Origin of the sequence: Companilactobacillus insicii (assembly GCF_003946015.1) — a bacterium.
GTDB lineage: Bacteria > Bacillota > Bacilli > Lactobacillales > Lactobacillaceae > Companilactobacillus > Companilactobacillus insicii.
In genome coordinates this window covers 14665-36158 of the sequence record NZ_RHNU01000008.1, presented here as the reverse complement: position 1 = coordinate 36158, position 21494 = coordinate 14665, and the positions used below count along the sequence as shown (strand labels likewise).

Sequence of the window (21494 nt, the reverse complement as noted above, 5' to 3'; positions counted from 1 at the left end):
AAATGAATGTCCAAATATGAAATGCAATATGTTTGACTATTTATCAAAAACCGTGTACGGAGTTCTGCGTTTATGAGCTGTCTTTTTGTACCAGTTCTCAATTATTTCAGCACTCTTTACAGGAATATCTCTTCCCTCAAGATAATTATCTATGTCTGTGTACGATACACCAAGAGCTTTCTCATCTGGAAGGCTTGGACGATCCTCTTCAAGATCAGCCGTTGGTGTTTTTTCATAAAGATTCTTAGGAGCATTTAGCTTCTCTAACATAGCCCGGCCTTGACGCTTATCTAATCTGAATAATGGAGTAACATCCGCTGCACCATCACCAAATTTTGTATAGAACCCTGTTATATTTTCGGCCGCATGATCTGTTCCTACGACCACACCCTTATTATCTCCGGCAATTGCATATTGTGCAATCATACGCATTCGAGCTTTAATATTTCCCTTGTTGAAGTCAGTGATATTTAATCCATTAGCTTCAACTGCCTTGACCATTGAATCAACACTATCTTTAATATTGACTCTAGAAACAACGTCGGCATTCATCCATTCAATAGCCTGCATCGCATCAGATTCATCGGCTTGTTCTCCATATGGCAAACGGACCGCGATAAACTTATAATCTTGGTCATCAGTTTCATCACGCAACTCTGTCATAGCCATTTCTGATAATTTACCAGCCAAAGTAGAATCTTGTCCACCTGATATTCCTAATACTAATGTTTTTAAAAATTTATGATTTAATAAGTAATTCTTCAAGAAATCAACGGAACGACGAATTTCTTCTTCTGCATCAATTACAGGTTTTGTTCCTTCATATTCAATGATTTCTTTTTGGAGTGGTCTCATTTATTAGTCACCTATTCTAATGTTATTTACGTCATTACGAATCTTTTCGATATATTTCATCTTATGACTATAAAGTTTTGATGACAAGTCAACTGGATAAATCTGTGGATTTAAAATACGTTTGTATTCATCCCATAGAGAATCAAGATTCTTAGCACAATAAGATCTAATATCTTGAACACTTGGAGATTGATATACTTGCTTACCATCAACGAAGATATCTGTCAGCAATGGTTCTGCTTGGAAATCTTCAACCGTCTTATTGATATAAGTATATTGTGGATGGAACATATATAGTGATGAATGTTTACGAGGATCTTCATTCCAAAGTGTGACGTAATCACCTTCAGATTTATTATTCTTTTTGTTATTAGTAATTCTCCACACTTGTTTTTTACCTGGTGTAGAAATCTTAACTGCATTACTTGATAATTTCAAAGTATCCATCATGTTACCACGATTATCTTCGATACTTACCAACTTATAGACAGCACCAAGTGCGGGTTGGTCGAAAGCAGTAATATTCTTAGTACCGATACCCCAAACATCAATCTTAGCATCTTGCATCTTCAAGTTTAGAATAGTCTTTTCGTCTAAGTCATTTGAGGCATAAATCTTAGCGTCAGTGAATCCGGCCTCATCCAATTGTTCACGAACACGCTTAGAAATATATGCCATATCACCAGAATCGATTCTGACACCTTGGAAGTTGATCTTGTCGCCAAATTCTCTCGCAACTCTAATTGCACTAGGAACACCGCTTTTAAGAGTGTCATAAGTATCAACTAAAAATACACAATTCTTGTGTGTTTCAGCATAAGCCTTAAATGCTTCGTACTCATTACGGTAAGTTTGGACTAATGCGTGTGCATGTGTTCCTGAAATAGGAATACCAAATAATTTACCGGCTAACACATTACTTGTGGCATCAAATCCACCAATATAAGAAGCTCGGCTACCCCAAATAGCAGCATCTACTTCTTGAGCACGACGTGATCCAAACTCAAGAACTGGATCACTACCGCAAACAGTCTTGATTCGAGCTGCTTTAGTAGCTACTAATGTTTGGTAATTAATCATATTCAGCACAGCTGTTTCAATCAACTGGCATTGAGCCAATGGACCTTCTACTTGGAAAATCGGTTCTTCATTGAAGACCAAATCTCCCTCTTTAGCTGAACGAATAGTACAGTTAAAGGTCATATCCTTTAACCAACGTAAGAAATCCTCATCGAATTCTCCGTATTCACGTAGGTAATCAATATCTGAATCTGAAAACTTAAGATTGTTTAAATAATCAATAACATGTTCCAAACCGGCAAAAATGGCATATCCATTATCGAAAGGTAAGTTTCTAAAATAACATTCAAAAACCGAATTACGATTGTGGAGTCCCTTCTTCCAGTACGTATACATCATATTCAATTCATAGTAATCAGTATGTAAAGTTAAACCTTCGTCTTGGTATTGGGTCATCATATCTCCTTGATTTTAGATGGATTACAGATTTACAGTATTGGTACATTCAATACTTAAAGTAAATTGTACCCTTTGTCAACTAATTCGGCTAATTTTTCAATCGAGTAATTTTCACGACTCTCTTGATAAAGTGCTAATCCCTTTTGATTCAACGTATCGCTACGCCAATCGTGATAGGCATCTTCAAGGGCTGCAACTAACTGTTCTTCATTCTCTGATTCGACTAACCAACCAGTACTATCATTAATAATCTTATTAGTAGCCCCTACATCAGTAGCAATTACTGGACGTCCATAATATGCCGATTCTAAGTAAACAGTTGGTAAGCTTTCTGATTTAGAAGTCAAAATTGAGATATCGCAATCTTCATAAAAATCACCAGTTTTTTCTTTGAAACCGACAAATTCAACTTTTTCATCGATACCTAAATCTTTTGCCAGCTTTTGTAATTCTGACATCAGTGGACCATCACCAACTAGCGTTAGGCGATAATTGAATTTAACTTTGCTCAATGCATTCAGCAGCAGCTTATGGTTCTTAACCTCCACTAAACGAGCAACTTCTAAAATATTAAAAGTATTATGTCTCATTGGTAATGGGTTAGAACCTGAAAAATCAATGGCATTAAACACTTCGAATAATTTATCATCATGGATTCGTAATTTTTCAAAGTACGATTTCAGATTTGGATTCATGTAAAAAATAAAATCTGCTTGTTTCAAAGCATGAAGATTAAGTTTTAGCATTACTTTCCCTTTGAGACCAGAGAAATCGATTCTAGGATCAGAATGGACGGTAATTGCCCATTTAGCATTAATTTTTTTGTGGATCAATGAAACGATATAATTGGCTCGAGGACCGTGGGTGTGGACAATATCAATCTGATTATTGTTTATATAAGCAATCAATGGTTTCAGAATCGATAAATCAAAACGTTGTTTTTGAGGCATTACAGCGACTTTTAAGTCATTTTCACGCGCCATTTTAGCAACTGGACCATCTTCGAAAGTTAACAGACCAGACTCTGTATGAGTTAGCTTCTGTCCCTTCATCAAATTAACAATATAAGTTCTTGCTCCGCCGTCTTCATTACCAGCATTAATATGTAAAACCCTCATAGCGCACCTCTCAAATTAATCTTTCTCGTGTATAATAATACAGTAAAGGAGAACGGTATGCACAAGAATAGAATAAATATTTTGGGTACAGAATTTGATAATTACACTGAGAAACAATTTCATAAGTATTTAAGTGATGACATGGATGGCAGATCTAATCGATTCATCGTCACACCAAATCCTGAGATTGTTCTCTCAGCGCGTGAAAATCCCGAATTTTCAAAGATAATTAACAGTGCCGATTATGTCATTCCTGATGGAGTTGGAATTATTAAAGGTGCCAGGACCTTAGGCACACCAATGCACGAACGTATAACTGGATTCGATACTTTGATGTTTCTAATAAAAACTGCTAATAGAAAACAACTCAAAGTTTATCTTCTTGGTGCAAAACCAGAGGTTATCGAAGCTAGTGCTAAGCGTATCGAACGTGAATTTCCACAAATAGACTTAGTAGGTTATCACGATGGATACTTCAAAGATGATCAAGAAATCGTCGATGATATTGTTAGCAAAAAGCCAAATGTCATCTTGGTTGCACTAGGCTCACCTAAACAAGAATTCTTTATCAACAAATATCGCAGACAAAACGACGCAATTTGGATCGGTGTAGGTGGAAGTTTCGACGTCTTCTCTGGAACTAAAAAACGTGCCCCTAAGATATTCCAAAAGTTAAGTCTAGAATGGCTATATCGTCTAATCAAAGAACCAACTAGATTTGGACGTATGCTTGCAATTCCTAAATATATGAGATTAATTAAGGCAGAAAAAAAGAACTTGGAAAAATAATTTCCAAGTTCTTTTTTTGTCTAATTAATAATCATTTACACCAATTGTATCAGGATTACCATTCGTCCGTAAGAAGATTCTAGCGTTAAACATTGCATATGCTAGTATCGAAACGAAGTAAATACTTACTGATGGTGCCTCGATCACATGTCCTGTTAGAAGTGCCATACCAAATCCTAATGAAACACTTGCTACAAGTAATGCCCACTTGAATGACCACATGTACTTAAACTTCATGAAGAATGCGCCAATCAAGTAAATTAAGCAGTAAATTAATGGTGCCATATAAACAATAGTTCCTAAGAAGCCAAACTGGAAGAAAATATCAATGTAGTCCATCTCAACCAGCTTAGCATTTTTAATTTTCTTAAAGTTAGTTGCATAACCCATTCCAAAAATCTTCTGAGCTGGAGTAGCCTTCGAGAAATTATGTGATGCATTTTCGAAGTAAATTGTACGTCCACTCAACAAGTATGAAATGGTTTTATTTGTCTTAACGTATTTCTTTTGGTCTTTTGTTAGACCCTTTTTAGTTTTTGCTTTTCGTTTCTTATCTTTAATCATCTCAGTGTGTAATTCAGCCGTTCTAGACACTGCCATGGCCGGATAAGCTAAGAAAATCCCACCAAGTGTTACTACAAGTACCCCGGCTAAAAGCGCCATGAGCTTCTTATTTGTGCCATGTCTAAATAATTGAATTACTGCTGATAAGATACCCATACAAATACCAAAGATTATTGCAATTAATGATCCCTTAGTTCCAATCAATAACGCTGAATATATTGCTAAGATAACAGTTATCCAGTAATAAATTCTAGTCCAAACATTGATCTTCTCAAGTGCATACCAAATCATAATTGGAAATGTTATTGATACGATAGCACTCAGTTCATTAGCGGCAAAGAACCAGCCACTCTCACCCAACTTATAATATGAGTAGGAACTGAATGAACTATTAGTAAAATGTGCAATTATCATAATTACACTGACAATATTGACAGCATAGAAAATGACTTTTGGGAAGAATCGATTGATAATTCTATCCTCAGCTAATTCTTCAAACGCATAAAAATACGCTAACAACATTACAGGGTAATAAAGACTCTTTGCTAGAGTTGTTAATTCTAGTGATGGAACGAAAAGTGTTTTTGCTTTTATATTTACGACTAAACTTATAACTGACATTAATGCTAATAGTACAAAATAGCCAATTATCATAAAGCCTTTTTTATTATCACGATTTAATATTAGATATATCAACAGGTAGAAAACCGTCACTGCCATAACAGCCATTCGAATCAACACACCAAATGTAATGTCAATGTGCATTCTCATCATTAAGCCGGTGATAGAATCCAGTATCGGTTGAAATACAATATATAGCATTAAGAAAATACTATATTTTTTTACAAAGCTTTGCATAAGTGACTCCCAGCTAAAAATTTTAGAACAATGTTATTTCTATATTACCTTAAATTACGTCTGAAAAAAATATTTGACTTTATCTTTCTAGATAAAATTCAAAGCGATCTCCAGCGTATTGTGAACGAACATATTCGAATGGACGTCCATCATCTAATGTTGTAACTTGGCGCAAACGTAGTATTGCGGAACCACGTTTCACCTTCAATAGTGTAGCAATTTTTTCTGATGATAGCATAGCTGACACAGTCTGAGTTGCAGTTCCTAGGCGCAAACCTGCTTTGTCTTCTAAGGCTTTGTAAAGAGAAGACGTTATGTCTTCCTTATCTAGGTCACTAACGATGGTAGTTGGAATGGTAGTTACTTCGAAACAAATAGGTTGATCATCGGCATATCTAATTCTTTCCATTCTTAATACTTGGTCACCGTCTTCAAGCTTCAACTTTTCCATCTCGCTCATAGAAGGATCGGCAACATGATAAGATACGGTCTTACTAGATGGCTTCTTGCCTTGACTCTCAGTGATCTCAGTAAAACTTGTCGTCCCAGACATTTTTTCTTGAACTTTGCTACTAGAAACATAAGTACCTGAACCAACCTGACGTTGTAAAATACCCTCATCTACTAACGTCTGTATTGCTTGTCTAAGAGTCATACGACTCACATCAAAATCTTCAGCCAATTTACGTTCGGATGGTATTCTTTCACCAACTGCCCACTTGCCCGACTCAATTTCTTTTTTGATTCTATTATGTATTTGAATGTAAACTGGAACTCTCATTTTGAAATTCTCCTTCTGAGCAGCTAAGTGCTTATAAAACTAATAGTATAGATTATACCGTAGTTCAACTAATTAATAAAAAAAAGGACCGATATAATCGGCCCTTTTTTGTAATTATTGGGTTAGCTGGATTCGAACCAGCGCATGATGGAGTCAAAGTCCATTGCCTTACCGCTTGGCTATAACCCAATTAATGGAGGGGAGTGGATTCGAACCACCGAACCCGAAGGAGCGGATTTACAGTCCGCCGCGTTTAGCCAGACTTCGCTACCCCTCCATGTCTTCGTCTTTACTCGACTTAATAATATTACCGAAAATATTTAGACATTTCAAGTATTTTCTAAAGAATTTTTCACAAAAAAAGAACAGTCCATATGGCCTGTTCCACCAATAACATACATTTTTAGTTAACACCTTGCATCAATGGTTTGATCTTAGGTACAAGTAGAGCCAAGATTACACCAACAACAAGAGTTACAACACCAGTAATACCAAAGAACATCATTTCGTTACTTGGATTACCAGGTTCGAATAATTTAACAAGTTGCGCATTTGCAGCTTGTCCAGCTGAATCAGCTAAGAACCACATACTCATCATTTGTGATGAGAAGGCCTTAGGAGCAAGCTTAGTTGTAGCTGACAATCCAACTGGTGAAATCAACATTTCACCAATTTCAATAATTCCCCAACTTAAAACTAGCCACAATGGACTAACTTTGCCCGCAGGGCTCAAGCCAATCAATGGAATCATAAGTACGAAATATGAAACGGCAGTAGCTACTAAACCTAACCAGAACTTAGAAGGTGAAGATGGTTGTCTCTTACCTAACTTAAGCCATAACCATGCAAATATTGGTGAATAGATGATGATGAAGAATGGGTTAAGCATCTGGAATTGTGGAGCTGAAATACTGAAGTTAGCAAAATGTAATTGTGTTTGTTCTGCAGCAAATAGTGCTAGAACAACTGATCCTTGTTCTTCAATTGCCCAGAAAATTGCAGCAGCGATGAACAATGGAATATAAGCAACAACACGTGAACGTTCAACCTTTGTAACCTTCTTGCTTGTAAGCATCATTACAAAGTATCCAACCGGCAATGCAATACCAAGTACACTAAGGATAACAATGAAGTTATCAACTGTTAGTGCATTTGCAAATGCCATAATGGCAACAATAATAATCAATGCTACGACACCATACGCAACACGTCTGTAGAACTTCTTAAGTTCTGAACCAGAGATTGGATCTGGAGCATGTAAACTTGATTCTGGAAGATATCTTCTACCATCCCACCAGTAAACAATCAATCCGATGAACATACCAATAGCAGCCAATGAGAATCCAGCATGGAAACTAAAGTGATGCCACATTGAGTTAACAGCTTGTGGAGCAATAAGTGAACCCAAGTTGATACCCATAACATAAATACTGAAACCTGAATCACGGCGTGGATCATCATCTGTATACAATCCACCAACCATTTCAGAAACATTAGGCTTCAATAGACCAGTACCAATAGTAATCAAACCAATTGATAAGAATAATCCTGATTCTCCTAATGGGAATGATAAGGCGATATGACCAAGCATGATCAAGACACCACCCCAGAAGACAGTTCTTCTGGCACCCAAAATCCTATCACTGATATATCCACCAATAACACTAGACATATAAACTAGTGAACCGTAGATAGACATAACTGATGCGGCTGTAACTTGGTTCATACCAAGTCCACCCTTATCTATAGCATAATACATATAGAAAAGTAAGATAGCACGCATACCATAGTAACTGAATCTTTCCCAAAATTCAGTTAAGAACAATGTTCGCAGACCTATAGGTTGTCCGAAGAAACCTCGGTCTTTCTTCTTTGCATCCATTAAAAAATCTCTCCTCACATTACACAACAATAGGTTAATATTAAACTCTCAACTTCAATCTGTCAAAACTTTTTTAATATTTAGTTTAAGAATGCCGTTATATCAACAAATAAAAATAAGAGTCTTTTAATGTGGACTCTTATTTATTGTTAGATAGCTATGTTTTTTTATTTATGATGCTTAAATGCCATTGTTGCAGCGACTGCTTCTCTCCAACCATTATAAAGATCCTTACGAATCTCCTCTTTCATCTTAGGATCATAGGTTGTACCTGTTTGATAGTTCTTCTTAATATCATCGATATCTTTCCAGTAGCCACTACCCAATCCTGCTAAAAAGGCTGCACCTAGTGAAGTGGTCTCTAATTCTGAAGAAACTTGCAATGGAATTCCCAGCAAGTCTGATTGGAATTGCATTAAATAATCATTGGCAGTTGCCGCACCATCGACCTTCAATACTTCAATTGGAATCTCTGAATCAGAACTCATCGTATCGATAATATCTTTTGTCTGATATGCAATAGCCTGTAATGTTGCTTTAATAAAATCATCGTCAGTCGTTCCACGGGTGATACCAAAGACTGTACCATGTGCTTTATCATCCCAATAAGGTGCACCAAGACCTGAAAAAGCTGGAACTACATAAACTTCGTTATGGTCAGTAGAACGTTTAGCGGCGGCAGCAGTATCTGGAGTATGCTTAACAATTCTCATTCCGTCACGTAACCACTGTAGAGCAGCACCCGCAACAAAAATACTACCTTCCAATGCATAAGTTATTTGTCCATCAATTCCATATGCAATAGTCGTTAATAAATTGTTATCGGATAAAGCTGGCTTGTTACCAGTATTCATTACAGCAAAGGCACCAGTACCATAAGTATTCTTGACCATTCCTGGTTCAAAGGCCATTTGTCCAAATAGTGACGCTTGCTGTGAACCAGTCATTCCTGTAATTGGAACTTCTGAACCATAAAAATGATAATTCTTAGTTACACCGAACAGCTCAGAATTAGACTTAACTTCTGGCAACATAGCCTTAGGAATATTAAATAACTCTAATAACTCATCATCCCACTTAAGATCATTAATGTTGTACAGCATCGTACGACTTGCATTTGCATAATCAGTTAAGAAACTATCACCATCTGTTAATTGCCACAACAACCAAGTATTGATTGTTCCAAAGAGTAATTCACCCTTTTCAGCACGTTCTTGTGCACCTTCAACATGATCCAAGATCCAGCGAATCTTAGTAGCTGAGAAGTATGGACTGACGATTAAACCAGTTTTTTTATGAATTTCTTCCTCATAACCATTTTTGATTAAGTCATTAGCCAAATCTGAAGTTTGACGACTTTGCCAAACAACCGCGTTGTGAATTGGCAATCCTGTTTTCTTATCCCAAATAACAGTAGTCTCACGCTGGCTAGCAATACCAATAGAATCGATTTGATCAGGCTTGATCCCCGATTCAATCAATGTAGTAGCAATTGTAGTCTGCACGGCATTCCAAATTTCTGTAGCATCATGCTCGACCCAACCAGGATTTGGTAGGATTTGACGAATCGGATGACGGGCGGACGCTATCTTATTACCACTATGATCAAAAATAATTGCTCTAGCAGTTGTTGTCCCTTCATCGATTGCAAGTATGTACTCTTTTTTTACCATTTTTATCCTCACATAATCTAATAACACTAAAAAGGTTTAATCACTTACATAATTAAACCTTTCTTTATTATTAATTTATTAATTATATCTATTTAATAGCTTTATGCTTGAACTGTCTAGTGGCACTAACAGCTTGTTGCCATCCTTCATACAAGTAATCGGAACGTTTCTCGTCCATTTCAGGTTTGAAAGTAGCCCCTGTTGCATAATCCTTCTTGATTTCGTCTAGGTCCTTCCAATAACCAACGGCTAATCCAGCTAAGAAGGCTGCTCCTAGAGCGGTCGTCTCCAAATCCTTAGCACGCTGAACTGGAGTTTGTAAAATATCTGCTTGGAATTGCATTAGGAATTTATTATTAGCAGCTCCACCATCAACTTTTAATGTAGGAATATCAATGCCAGTATCTTTTTTCATCGTATCTATAACGTCACGAGACTGATATGCAAGTGACTGAAGTGTTGCCTTAATGAAGTCTTCACGACTAGTACCACGAGTCAATCCGAAGACTGCACCACGAGCATCAGAATCCCAGTATGGTGCTCCTAACCCAGTGAAGGCAGGAACAACGTATACTTCGTCATCATCATGTGAACTTATAGCTGCTTCTTCAGATTCTGGAGCAGAATCCACAAGCTTCATGGCATCTCTCAACCATTGAATGGCAGAACCAGCAACGAAAATACTACCTTCCAGCGCATAATAAACTTTACCGTTGATTCCATAACCAATAGTCGTTAATAAGTTATTATCAGATAATTGTGGTGTTTCACCTGTATTCATAACAACGAAAGCACCAGTTCCATATGTATTCTTGACCATTCCCGGTTCAAAAGCCATTTGTCCAAACAAAGCAGCTTGCTGATCACCAGCCATACCCGATATTGGAACTTCTGATCCATAGAAATGATAATCTTTTGTCTTACCATAAACCTCAGAATTAGGACGAACTTCTGGAAGTATTGCTTCTGGGATATTCAAAATCTTCAAAATATCCTTATCCCATTTCAATTCATGAATATTGAATAACATCGTACGACTTGCATTCGAGTAATCAGTAACATGAGTAGCACCGCCAGATAACTTCCATAATAACCAGCTATCGATTGTACCGAATAACAATTCACCCTTTTCAGCACGTTCTTGTGCACCTTCTACATGGTCCAAGATCCAACGAATCTTAGTAGCTGAGAAATATGAATCGATCAATAATCCAGTCTTTTGATGAATCATATCATCATAACCGGCTTCTTTGAGTTTGTTAGCTATATCTGTAGTTTGACGACTTTGCCAAACAATTGCGTTATAAATTGGTAATCCGGTCTTCTTGTCCCAAATCACAGTAGTTTCACGTTGATTAGTAATACCTATACCCTTAATTTGGTTTGGTTTAATACCAGATTCAATAAAGACATTGGCAATAGTTGATTGAACAGCATTCCAAATTTCATTGGCATCGTGTTCTACCCAACCAGGTTCTGGGAAGTGTTGCGTGAATTCACGCTGAGCATCTGCGACCTTGCTTCCTTTTTTATCAAAAATAATCGCACGTGTACTTGTTGTCCCTTCGTCAATTGCCATAATGTATTCATTTGACATTTCTGCACCTCATCTCTTTATGTAAGCGTTTCATGATAAAAGTCTATAACATTTAGCTAAATATTGAAAATTAAAAGACTTATTTTACAATAATTAGCTATTTCACAAACATTTTACTATTATTTTTATCCAAATATTTATTAAAACCCAAATAAATTAAAAATAAGCCGATTGAAATAATAGATATAATCCATCCTAATTTAAGTCCTGGAACTTGATACTTTAATTCTATCTTATGGTATCCCTTCTTAAGATTTACTGCCATTAAATTACTAATAACTTTATGAATCTTAACTTTTTTACCATTATCGTATGCGATCCAGCCATTATCATACGGAATACTTAACAATAGTGGCGAACTCTTCTGAACATTAATCGTTCCTATTACCGTATCGTGATTCAAGTCTGAATTGATTTTCATTGAGCCTTTGCGGAACTTATCTATTGTAGATTCATACTTATCGAAGTCTAATGAACGGAAATAACTTGGATTAACTTCTAATGGTTTACGAGTCAATATTTTAACTTCAACAGCTTTATTTTTTTCAAAATCACCTAGATCCATAACGGCGGCCTTTTGAACTTGAATCTGAGGAGTGTTGATACGTTTACCATTTACATAGATTCTGGAAGCATGATAATTGAATGGTGAAACATAAAAGTATAACGGTCCTGTAGTTTCACTTTTCAGTTGATAAGTGTACATTGTTCGATTTTTTACGTCATTTTGAGACATATTATTGATTGATACGTTCTTCAAATATTGCACGTCATTACCATTAAGTGATTGCCATAAGCGATTTTGATTGTCCAAAGCTCGATTAGATATCATTTGGAAATCATAAACATCCTTATTAACCAAAAATCCTAATGTTGGAGCGTCATAATGTTCATTAACAATATATTGATGATCCAACTGACTAATATCAAAATAAACTCCAAATAAAGAATTAGTAATATGAGTACCACCAAAATAACTAACTCTTCGGACATTTAAACTAAAATATCCCAAATCATTCATCATTGTCATCGTATCTTGATTAAGTGTTGAGCTATAAAGACTCAATCCATTGATATTAAATAATACTGGATCATTATAATTATTGTACTGTTCAGGGAAAGCCTTATTTAATCCCGATTTAGATACAATTATTCTGTGCCCTGGATGACTACTATTCTTAACATCCATCAAGATACTATTCTCACGTTTATATTGTTGACTGTATACCTTTTGATTACCCAAATATGCTGTACCCAATACTGAATTAAAGTTGGCAAAAACTTCAAAAGAAATCATAAGTAAAATACCAATACCAATGTATTTACTCTTACTAAATAAAATTATTAATAATCCTGATACAACAATACAAATCAGACTTAACCAGAAGTAATAGCCATTGTACGCATTACCTGGAGTCTCATAACCCATCTTTTCAATAAACTTAGGAACAAGCCATTCAGTCGCATACCCAATACAGATTAAAATACCCGCTGTACAAGTTGCCTTAATTATCGCTGAAGTATCCTTGAATACCCCGGCTGAAAAGGCCTTATGAGCAACAAAAATACAGACAAAAGAAAAAATAAAACTATTTCTAAAAGGAAATCCAGCCGGATTTTGGAACATATGCCAAACCGTATTGAATGTAGTCACAAACATGCTAAGCAATAGGATACCAATCAAAAATAACGAATTATTCTTATCTGATTTAGTTACACGATTACTAAAGAAATAACTTAATAACAAAATCAAAACTGTCGAAGTCATGAATACTGACGGTCCATGATGAAGTCTCTGGACAAATGTATTACCGCCAATACCTAATTGAGTGAAAGCTTCTAATCCAAAACGTGCTGATGGCAAATAGTTAAAACCATTAAAAGAAGTTTTGGCTGTCTTCATCATCCCTGCTAAAGTTGGAACCAAAACTACTGCCGAACTCAATCCTGCTAATAACGAAGTCACCAAATAATTCCTAATAGTAATGAAACGTGTACGTTGCTGCATCAAATTATTTTCCAGTGTCAAAAATATAAAGAAGCATACAGAAAAAATACAGAGCATGTAGCCAAGATAATAATTAAAAATAATTGAGAATAATATCGAAAAATAATACAAAACAAACTTATTATCTTGAATTACTCGCATAACCCCTACCGCAACTATCGGCAACATTATCAATGCATCGAGCCACATTAAATCATAAAAATACGACGCTACGAATCCACAAAAACTATATGCAATTGTGAAAATATAATTGGATGGACGTGATTGCTTGAAATACTGTGTTAAAAAATATGCCATTGAGACTCCCATTACTGAGATCTTCAGCATAATAATAATATCAGCCGCTACCGGTACTGACTGAGCTTTGAATAGCACCAATAAAAGATTGAATGGCGATAACAAATAATAACTAATAATAGGAAAAAAATTATCTCCTAAAGACTGACTGAACAAATATAAATGTAGATTGCCATGAACCAATTGGCGACGTAACTCAGTCAAGAACGCAATGTACTGTGTTCCCAAATCACTAGTCAAAAAATTATTATTTCCAAACGGAACTAACCCATTAGACCAAAATATTATCGAAATAATAACTAAATTGATTCCAAAGGCTCCAAGGTAATACCAGATACGATTTTTTTTCATTTTAAACTCCCGTCAAGTCACCTTAAAATCTTACGTAATTAATAACATATAATCAAGTTGATTACACTGAAAAAGACTTGATAGTCATCGTATCAAACACACTTTTTCACAAAAAAAGTTTGGGAAAAAATCATTATTGTCTTTAAACATGCAGCATAAACGTGGAACCAAACATAGCTTTTTCCGCTTAAAACAAATTACTCCAGCAATCCAAAATCGGATTACTGGAGTAATTTGCCTTAATGCTCGAAAGCTGAACATGTTTTGTCCCACTCTCTTCATATTTATATAGTTTAAGTCCTCAAATATCCGCCTTCTTGATTGACAGCTTTTTGAGCAGCCACATTCAAGTAATCAAATGTATTGTTAAAGTTTGGCGAAAACAACATATCCAATAATGCCAACTGATCAATTGTCCCACCATTCTGTATCAATGCAGAAACAATATTAACAGATTGAGAAACATCGTGTTCACTCATCAATTGAGCTCCCAAAATCTTGCGAGTATTACGATCATATACCAAAATAACCGTTACCGGATGAGTGTCAGGCATGAAGTCAGGACGATAAGGTCCTACATAAGTAACACTAGCCACATTAAACTCAGCCTTCTTTGCATCTTCAATCGTTAATCCTGTACTAGCAACTGTCTGGCCAAAGACCAGCATTCCAGTTGTTGATTGTGTTCCGATTGATCTCAAACGACGTTCAAAAACATTTATCCCAGCCAAAGCACCTTGACGTACAGCATGGGAAGCTAAAGGTGAATATCCAATAGATTTAGTAGGGTTGTAATGAATAACTGCCGCATCCCCTGCTGCCAAAATATCTGGATCAGAGGTCTGCATATAATCATCAGTGATAATCGCACCATTTTCAGTCATATCAACTTGCCCTTGAAACAGCTCGGTCTGAGGCATTATACCAGAGCTCATTGCTGCCATATCAACTTCATACTCACCACTATCTGTTGTAACCATCAGATCTCCGTTTGAAGTATCCGAAAATGACTGGACTCTAGCTCCCGTCTCAACTTTCACGCCATTTTCCTCGAGTGCCTTTGAAACTGCCTCTGAAATTACTGGCTCTACATATTTATTCAGCAGATAAGGTGATTGTTGGAACAAAAAGACTTCATGTCCAGATTTGGCGTATCCTTCAGCCAATTCCACACCAACATATCCACCACCGATAACAGCGATGCGTTGCTTATTTAATGTAGTCTTACATAAATCACGAGCCTGTTCATATGTCTTACATAACAAGACCTTAGGATTCTCAACCCCACTAATAGTTGGAATAGCAGTAATTGATCCACTAGCCACAATTAACTTGTCATAAGTCGTGTTTTCCATTTTTTTAGTATTCAAGTTTTGGACCAACAACGAATGTTTTTTAGCATCCACACGAATGACATCATGGTTCATTTCCATATGAACACCCCGACTTTCAAACTCTTCTGGTTCAGCGTACAGAGCATCTGAAAGTGTCTTAACTGTCCCCTCGATATGCAAGTATGTTGCACATGACAAATACGAAATACTGTCTTGACGTTCATATACAGTAATTTCCGATTCCGGATAATACTTTAAAACTTGCTTTACAGCAGCTATGCCTGCATGGGTACAGCCAATGACGACGACTTTCATAAATTAACCCTTTCTTTCTGTCGAATATTATCATAGTATATTATAGTGTTATATTCATTTATGTAAATATTTATATTTTGGAGGAATTACTTATTGGAATCAGTTTATCGTTATTTTGTTCAACCTCAAGTAGACACTAATACGGATACAATCATTGGATACGAATTACTAATGAAGGAACATACACCGGTTGGTTGGCGCTTGCCAGAATCATTTTCAGCAATAGACCCACAAATTACTGCCGACCTATTGATCCAAACAACTAAGGTATTATCAGACAAGGTACGTCGTTTATCCGTAAATATTAGTCGTGAACAACTTATGACAACAACGATTTCTGAAGCTATAATCCAAAGTCAGCAACAAATTTACCCAACTAAGCTAGTCGTTGAATTAACAGAGGATGAAAGTCCTAATAAATATTCAATTGAAGAAGTACTAGAAAAACTAACTGAATTCTTGGATAGAGGAATGCAAATTTCCCTTGATGACGTTGGTACTGGTGTTAATCTTTTTCATAACATCAAAGATCTATTACCATTTGCTTCAGAATTGAAGTTTGCATTACAAAACTTCAGTAAAAAATTCATCGACGAAAGGATGCAACAAAAAATTCACTTCTGGCACGCAATGAGTCAGGAATATGGATTGCGTTTGATTGTCGAAGGAATCGAAGACAAAGCTGATCATCAACTTAGTGACAAACTAGGGGTGCATTTAAAACAAGGTTATTACTACAGCAAACCACAATTATTAAAATTACCAAACGACTATTGTTTGTACTAAAAAAAGGGCTACGATAAATTCAAAATTTATCGCAGCTCTTTTTTGTTCTTTATTCTGATACTTTACTATTAGCTTTTTCTACAGCAGCAATTGCCAAAGCACTTACGTAATTAACTGGCTTATCAAAGTTTGGTTGGAACAAGAAGTCTACCATTGATAATTCATCAATAGTTACTTTCTTTTGAATAGCTAATGATAGTAAATTAGCTGATTGTGATACGTCATACATACTTGTCAAAGCACCACCAAGTACCACACGTGTATCTGGATCCCATACTAGGTTCATCAAAACTGGAGTTGTTGATAACATGAATTCTGGACGATAGTTATCTTCAAGAGTTACACTTTCAACTTCCTTATTAAGAATCTTAGCATGTCCAACAGTCAAACCACTTGCAGCATATGTTCTGCCAAATAACTCAACGGCTGAAGATGATTGTGTACCGATATATTTAGCAGTATTCTTTTCAATATTTGCACCAACCAAGATACCTTGACGTACGGCATTAGTTGCTAAAGGAATGTATTGGTTGTCATTTGTTGGATTGTAATGAACTGATGCGGCATCACCGGCAGAGAATACATCCGGTTTGCTTGTGTGCATATATTCATCAACGATCAAGGCACCATTTGGTAGTGTCTCGAATTCATCCTTGAACATATCTGTATTAGGACGGAAACCTACACACATTACAGCAACATCAGCTTTGTATTCATTCTTATCAGTTTTAACGATAACACCGTCAGCAGTCTCCTCAAATGATTGAACTTTCTCACCTAATCCGAGAATAACGCCATTATCTACATAATCTTGTTCAGCTACTTCTGACATATTCTTATCAAGGTTCTTAGCTAGAACATCAGGTAGAGCATCGATCAATGTAGTCTTCTTACCCAGAGTTGCATAACCTTCTGCCAACTCAGCACCGATATAACCAGCACCAATAACGATGGCACTATTAACATCTTGTGCATTCTCTCTTAATTCAACGGCATTAGCCCAATTCTTGCATAGTTTGACCTTATCTGATTTGATACCTGGGATATTAGGAACAATAGGAGCTGAACCTGTAGTAATAACTAACTTGTCATAGTCTTGTTCAGAAACATCACCAGTTTCCAAATTCTTAACAGTTAATGTCTTATTATCAAAGTCGATATTAGTTACATCGTGTCTCATTTGCATGTTTGCACCCAATTTAGCTAAGTCATCAGGGCTTGAATAGAACATCTTATTAGGATCTGAAACACGATCACTTACCCAAAGTGCGATTCCACATGACAAAAATGATAAATTATCATTGCGTTCATAGACTGTAACTTCCCAGTCCGGATGTGCCTTCAAAATATTCATTGCTGAAAATGTACCTGCGTGTGTACAACCAATAATACTAACTTTCATAGTATCTACCATCCTTTTATTGTGATAATTCAAACTATTACTAAAGACGGAATGTCTATTTTCCGTAAACGCTTTCCCAAGATTTATAAAAAAATATGCTTTAATCTATAAAGCATACAATTCCATCTATAGCAACGTTTCCCTTCTCCCTCACTAACCAAATTGCTGTTTCTGACCGTAAAACAAGAAGTACTTATATTATCATACAAAAATAATAGTTTGTGATGTTAAAAACAAATAAAAATTTTTGTCTAATATGAATAGAAATGTTTAAACAAATGTTGTATACTCTTCAGTGTGAAAGGGGTACAGATATGATTGCCAATGCAATTCCTTCCTTTTATTAAATAAGTAAAACAAGTTACGGTACACATCCTCATATCGTAACGAGTTATATTACAACTCAAAAATAAATATGAATTGCCCCCCTCAATCAATTTATATTTACGAGTTAAGTTTCGTCAGTTTCCATTTTCCCATTCCGATGATCACTGATTGAATGCTTTCATTAGTTAATAAAATCCCTCTCTATTTTTGACAAATTTGGAAACCTCACAAAATCATATCTGGCCACTTGCACTACTGGTAACCCGTTACACAGTGTGTGTGACAAATAAATGAGTTCGTCCCCCCAAGAGGCGAACTTATTTTTTTGCGTCTGACAATGTGGCCTTCCTGCTTGAGTAACCTATTTCTTTAGATTACCATGAAGTAGTATTGAATAATTGGGAGGTTGAGGAAATGTATTCTGCATCAGATAATCGTTACAAAAATAATTCTGTGCGTCACGCTGGCCAAACTGGCTTGATGCTTCCACCTATTTCATTGGGCTTATGGCGCAACTTCGGTAGTGCTGCCCCACTAAGTGACAGACGAGATGTGATCCTTCACGCTTTTGACAAAGGTGTCTTTCACTTCGATGTCGCAAATCATTATGGTAATGGAGAAACCGGCTTCGGTACTTCTGAGGAACTCCTTGGTCAAATTCTAAAGGATGACTTAAAAGCCTATCGTGATGAATTAGTAATTTCAACTAAAGTTGGATACGAAATCCATGACGGTCCTTATGGTATTGGTACATCAAGAAAGTCATTGATTCAAGGTATCAATGATTCACTACAAAGATTGAATCTTGACTATGTGGATATTTATTATGCACACCGCTATGACGACAAAACACCCGTTGAAGAAACAGCTTATGCACTTAACGATATCGTTAGATCAGGTAAAGCATTGTACGTCGGTGTTTCTAATTATGAAGTTCCTGAAATGAAAAAGGCAATTGAAATATTCAAGAAATTGGGAACTCCATTCGTGCTAGATCAAATGAGTATGAACTTGTTAAATAATCACGTTGAAACTAGTGGTCTTGCTAAACTACTAAAGGATAACGGTGCGGGAGTAATTGCTTATGGACCATTGTGTGAAGGATTATTGTCAGACAGATACCTTAACGGTATTACTGATGAATTCAAGATTCATCACACAAACTCAAGTCTCTTAGACAACGGTAAAGATGCTTTAGTAGCAAAGCTCAACTCACTGAACGAGATTGCAAAAGGACGTCACCAAACTCTAAGTCAAATGTCACTTGCTTGGTTATTAAGAGATCCAGTTGTAGCTAGTGTTATTATCGGTACTACTAATAATGATCACTTGGACGAGAATCTAAAAGCATTAGACAATCTTGAATTCTCATCTGACGAAGTAAATGAAATAAATAAACTAATCAAGTAATGCAAAAAAAAGAGAGTACTGATTAAAAATCAGCACTCTCTTTTTTTGTTATATCTGCCATCTGCAGGATTTGAACCTGTGACCGCCGGTTTACGATACCGATGCTCTACCAACTGAGCTAAGATGGCATAAAACGCCTAAAAAAAATACATCTAATTCCTAAGAACTAGATGTATTATCAGCGCACCTAGGTTTTTCCTAAGTATATAACTCCGGATGTCAGACTCGAACTGACGACACCCTGATTAACAGTCAGATGCTCTACCAACTGAGCTAATCCGGAATAATTCAATAGTCGCTTTTCAACAACTATTAAATTTTATCAATCTACTAATAAAACGTCAATATCTATTTCGCATTTTCTTTAGTAATTTTTGTTACTCCACCCATGTATGGTACCAAAACATCAGGAATTGTTACTGAACCATCTTCATTTTGATAGTTTTCAAGGATTGAAGCAACACATCTACCAACAGCCAAACCTGAACCGTTCAATGTGTGAACTAGTTGAGCCTTACCATTTTCGTCACGATAACGAATTTGAGCACGACGTGCTTGGAAGTCTAGACAGTTTGAACAACTTGAGATTTCACGATACTTGCCTTGTCCTGGCAACCATGTCTCAAGATCGTATGTCTTAGTTGAACTGAAACTTGCATCCCCACTTGATAGAACAATAACGTGATAAGGGATATTCAACTTCTTCAAGATATTTTCAGCATCGGCTGTCATCTTTTCCAATTCGTCAAATGATTGTTCTGGCTTAGCAATCTTAACCATTTCAACCTTATTGAATTGGTGCATACGGATCAATCCACGAGTATCACGGCCGGCACTACCTGCTTCTGAACGGAAGCTTGGTGATAAGGCAGTAACCTTCTTAGGAAGTTCAGCACCATCAAGAATCTTACCAGCAAAGTAGTTAGTCAATGGAACTTCAGCGGTAGGAATCAATGTTAGTGGGTTTTCGTCAACCATAACCGTATAAACATCTTCAGTAAACTTAGGGAATTGAGATGTACCAAACATTGCTTGGTTATTTACTAGGTAAGGTGTAATCATTTCTGTATAACCTTCTTGTTGGTGTTGATCCAACATAAAGTTGTACACAGCACGTTCAAGTCTAGCACCCAAACCGATGTAATAAACAAAACGACTACCAGAAACTTTAGCAGCTTGATCAAAATCTAAGATACCAAGATCTTCACCGATCTCCCAGTGATGCTTTGGTGTGAACTTGTATTCAGGAATATCTCCCCACTTACGGATTTCCTTATTGTAACTTTCATCAGGTCCAACTGGAACTGAATCATCAGGAATATTAGGTAGACGAACTAAAATATAGTTCATCTTGTCAGCTGTATCTTCCAACTTGGCATCTAATTCCTTAATGTCTGAACCAACTTGCTTCATGTCAGCAATTTCTTGGTCAGCATTTTCTTTATTACGTTTCTTTTCAGCGATACCTTGAGAAACCTTATTTCTCTTTTCCTTCAAAGTTTCACTTTGAACTAGTAAATCACGACGGCTCTTGTCCAAGTCCAACAAATGATCGATTTCTTCAGCAGTAACACCACGTGAAGCTAACTTATCTTTTGTCCAATCTGGATTTTGTCTGATCATCTTAATATCAAGCATTGATTATTCCTCCTAAAATTTGTAAGCAAA

At 36.2% G+C, this 21494-nt stretch carries 15 protein-coding genes and 4 tRNA genes; 3 read left to right on the top strand and 16 right to left on the bottom strand.

Annotated features, from left to right (window positions below; translation table 11 throughout):
* Window positions 1-36: 36 nt before the first annotated feature.
* From nadE to EKM79_RS03865, 3 genes are read right to left on the bottom strand one after another with little or no spacing between them, the layout of a single operon-like run.
* Complete coding sequence (gene nadE / locus EKM79_RS03875; protein WP_125566076.1) at window positions 37-855, bottom strand: ammonia-dependent NAD(+) synthetase; 819 nt, start codon at window positions 853-855, stop codon at window positions 37-39.
* A 3-nt stretch (window positions 856-858) separates the two neighbouring features.
* Window positions 859-2331: a nicotinate phosphoribosyltransferase gene (locus tag EKM79_RS03870; RefSeq protein ID WP_425454020.1), complete on the bottom strand. Its 1473-nt coding sequence runs from the start codon at window positions 2329-2331 to the stop codon at window positions 859-861.
* A gap of 56 nt (window positions 2332-2387) precedes the next feature.
* Window positions 2388-3452, bottom strand: coding sequence for a glycosyltransferase (locus EKM79_RS03865; protein ID WP_125566072.1), 1065 nt, complete (start codon window positions 3450-3452; stop codon window positions 2388-2390).
* Between the two features lie 57 nt (window positions 3453-3509).
* Between EKM79_RS03865 and EKM79_RS03860 the strand changes: the two genes are divergently transcribed.
* Window positions 3510-4241: a WecB/TagA/CpsF family glycosyltransferase gene (locus EKM79_RS03860; RefSeq protein WP_125566070.1), complete on the top strand. Its 732-nt coding sequence runs from the start codon at window positions 3510-3512 to the stop codon at window positions 4239-4241.
* A gap of 24 nt (window positions 4242-4265) precedes the next feature.
* Here the strand turns inward: EKM79_RS03860 and EKM79_RS03855 are convergent, their stop codons facing one another.
* The 9 genes from EKM79_RS03855 to EKM79_RS03815 form a co-directional block, all read right to left on the bottom strand.
* A complete protein-coding gene (locus tag EKM79_RS03855; RefSeq protein ID WP_125566068.1) occupies window positions 4266-5663 on the bottom strand; it encodes an O-antigen ligase family protein in 1398 nt (465 codons plus the stop codon).
* 79 nt (window positions 5664-5742) lie between these two features.
* Entirely contained in the window at window positions 5743-6444 is a 702-nt protein-coding gene (locus EKM79_RS03850) for a GntR family transcriptional regulator (protein ID WP_125566066.1), read from the bottom strand.
* 117 nt (window positions 6445-6561) lie between these two features.
* A tRNA-Gln gene (locus EKM79_RS03845) sits at window positions 6562-6633 on the bottom strand.
* Between the two features lie 5 nt (window positions 6634-6638).
* Window positions 6639-6721 (bottom strand) — tRNA-Tyr (locus EKM79_RS03840).
* Window positions 6722-6847: 126 nt separating this feature from the next.
* Window positions 6848-8326, bottom strand: coding sequence for a peptide MFS transporter (locus EKM79_RS03835; RefSeq protein ID WP_125566064.1), 1479 nt, complete (start codon window positions 8324-8326; stop codon window positions 6848-6850).
* A gap of 167 nt (window positions 8327-8493) precedes the next feature.
* Window positions 8494-9999: a glycerol kinase GlpK gene (gene glpK, locus EKM79_RS03830; protein WP_125566062.1), complete on the bottom strand. Its 1506-nt coding sequence runs from the start codon at window positions 9997-9999 to the stop codon at window positions 8494-8496.
* 88 nt (window positions 10000-10087) lie between these two features.
* Window positions 10088-11596, bottom strand: coding sequence for a glycerol kinase GlpK (gene glpK / locus EKM79_RS03825; RefSeq protein WP_125566060.1), 1509 nt, complete (start codon window positions 11594-11596; stop codon window positions 10088-10090).
* A 97-nt stretch (window positions 11597-11693) separates the two neighbouring features.
* Window positions 11694-14252: a YfhO family protein gene (locus EKM79_RS03820; RefSeq protein WP_125566058.1), complete on the bottom strand. Its 2559-nt coding sequence runs from the start codon at window positions 14250-14252 to the stop codon at window positions 11694-11696.
* Window positions 14253-14545: 293 nt separating this feature from the next.
* Window positions 14546-15901, bottom strand: a complete 1356-nt coding sequence (locus EKM79_RS03815; RefSeq protein WP_125566056.1) for an FAD-dependent oxidoreductase — start codon at window positions 15899-15901, stop codon at window positions 14546-14548.
* Window positions 15902-15994: 93 nt separating this feature from the next.
* Here EKM79_RS03815 and EKM79_RS03810 point away from each other — a divergent pair, with 93 nt between their 5' ends.
* Window positions 15995-16687: an EAL domain-containing protein gene (locus EKM79_RS03810; RefSeq protein ID WP_125566054.1), complete on the top strand. Its 693-nt coding sequence runs from the start codon at window positions 15995-15997 to the stop codon at window positions 16685-16687.
* A 49-nt stretch (window positions 16688-16736) separates the two neighbouring features.
* Here EKM79_RS03810 and EKM79_RS03805 read toward each other — a convergent pair whose 3' ends face one another.
* Window positions 16737-18089 (bottom strand): FAD-dependent oxidoreductase, encoded by a 1353-nt coding sequence (locus tag EKM79_RS03805; protein WP_125566052.1) that lies wholly within the window; start codon window positions 18087-18089, stop codon window positions 16737-16739.
* 741 nt (window positions 18090-18830) lie between these two features.
* On the opposite strand from EKM79_RS03805, the gene EKM79_RS03800 reads away from it, so the two are divergent.
* A complete protein-coding gene (locus tag EKM79_RS03800; RefSeq protein ID WP_125566050.1) occupies window positions 18831-19826 on the top strand; it encodes an aldo/keto reductase in 996 nt (331 codons plus the stop codon).
* A 55-nt stretch (window positions 19827-19881) separates the two neighbouring features.
* Here EKM79_RS03800 and EKM79_RS03795 read toward each other — a convergent pair.
* The 3 genes from EKM79_RS03795 to serS form a co-directional block, all read right to left on the bottom strand.
* Window positions 19882-19954: transfer RNA gene (locus EKM79_RS03795), tRNA-Thr, on the bottom strand.
* An 82-nt stretch (window positions 19955-20036) separates the two neighbouring features.
* Window positions 20037-20109, bottom strand: a tRNA-Asn gene (locus EKM79_RS03790).
* 65 nt (window positions 20110-20174) lie between these two features.
* Window positions 20175-21464: a serine--tRNA ligase gene (gene serS / locus EKM79_RS03785; protein ID WP_125566048.1), complete on the bottom strand. Its 1290-nt coding sequence runs from the start codon at window positions 21462-21464 to the stop codon at window positions 20175-20177.
* Window positions 21465-21494: the final 30 nt, after the last annotated feature.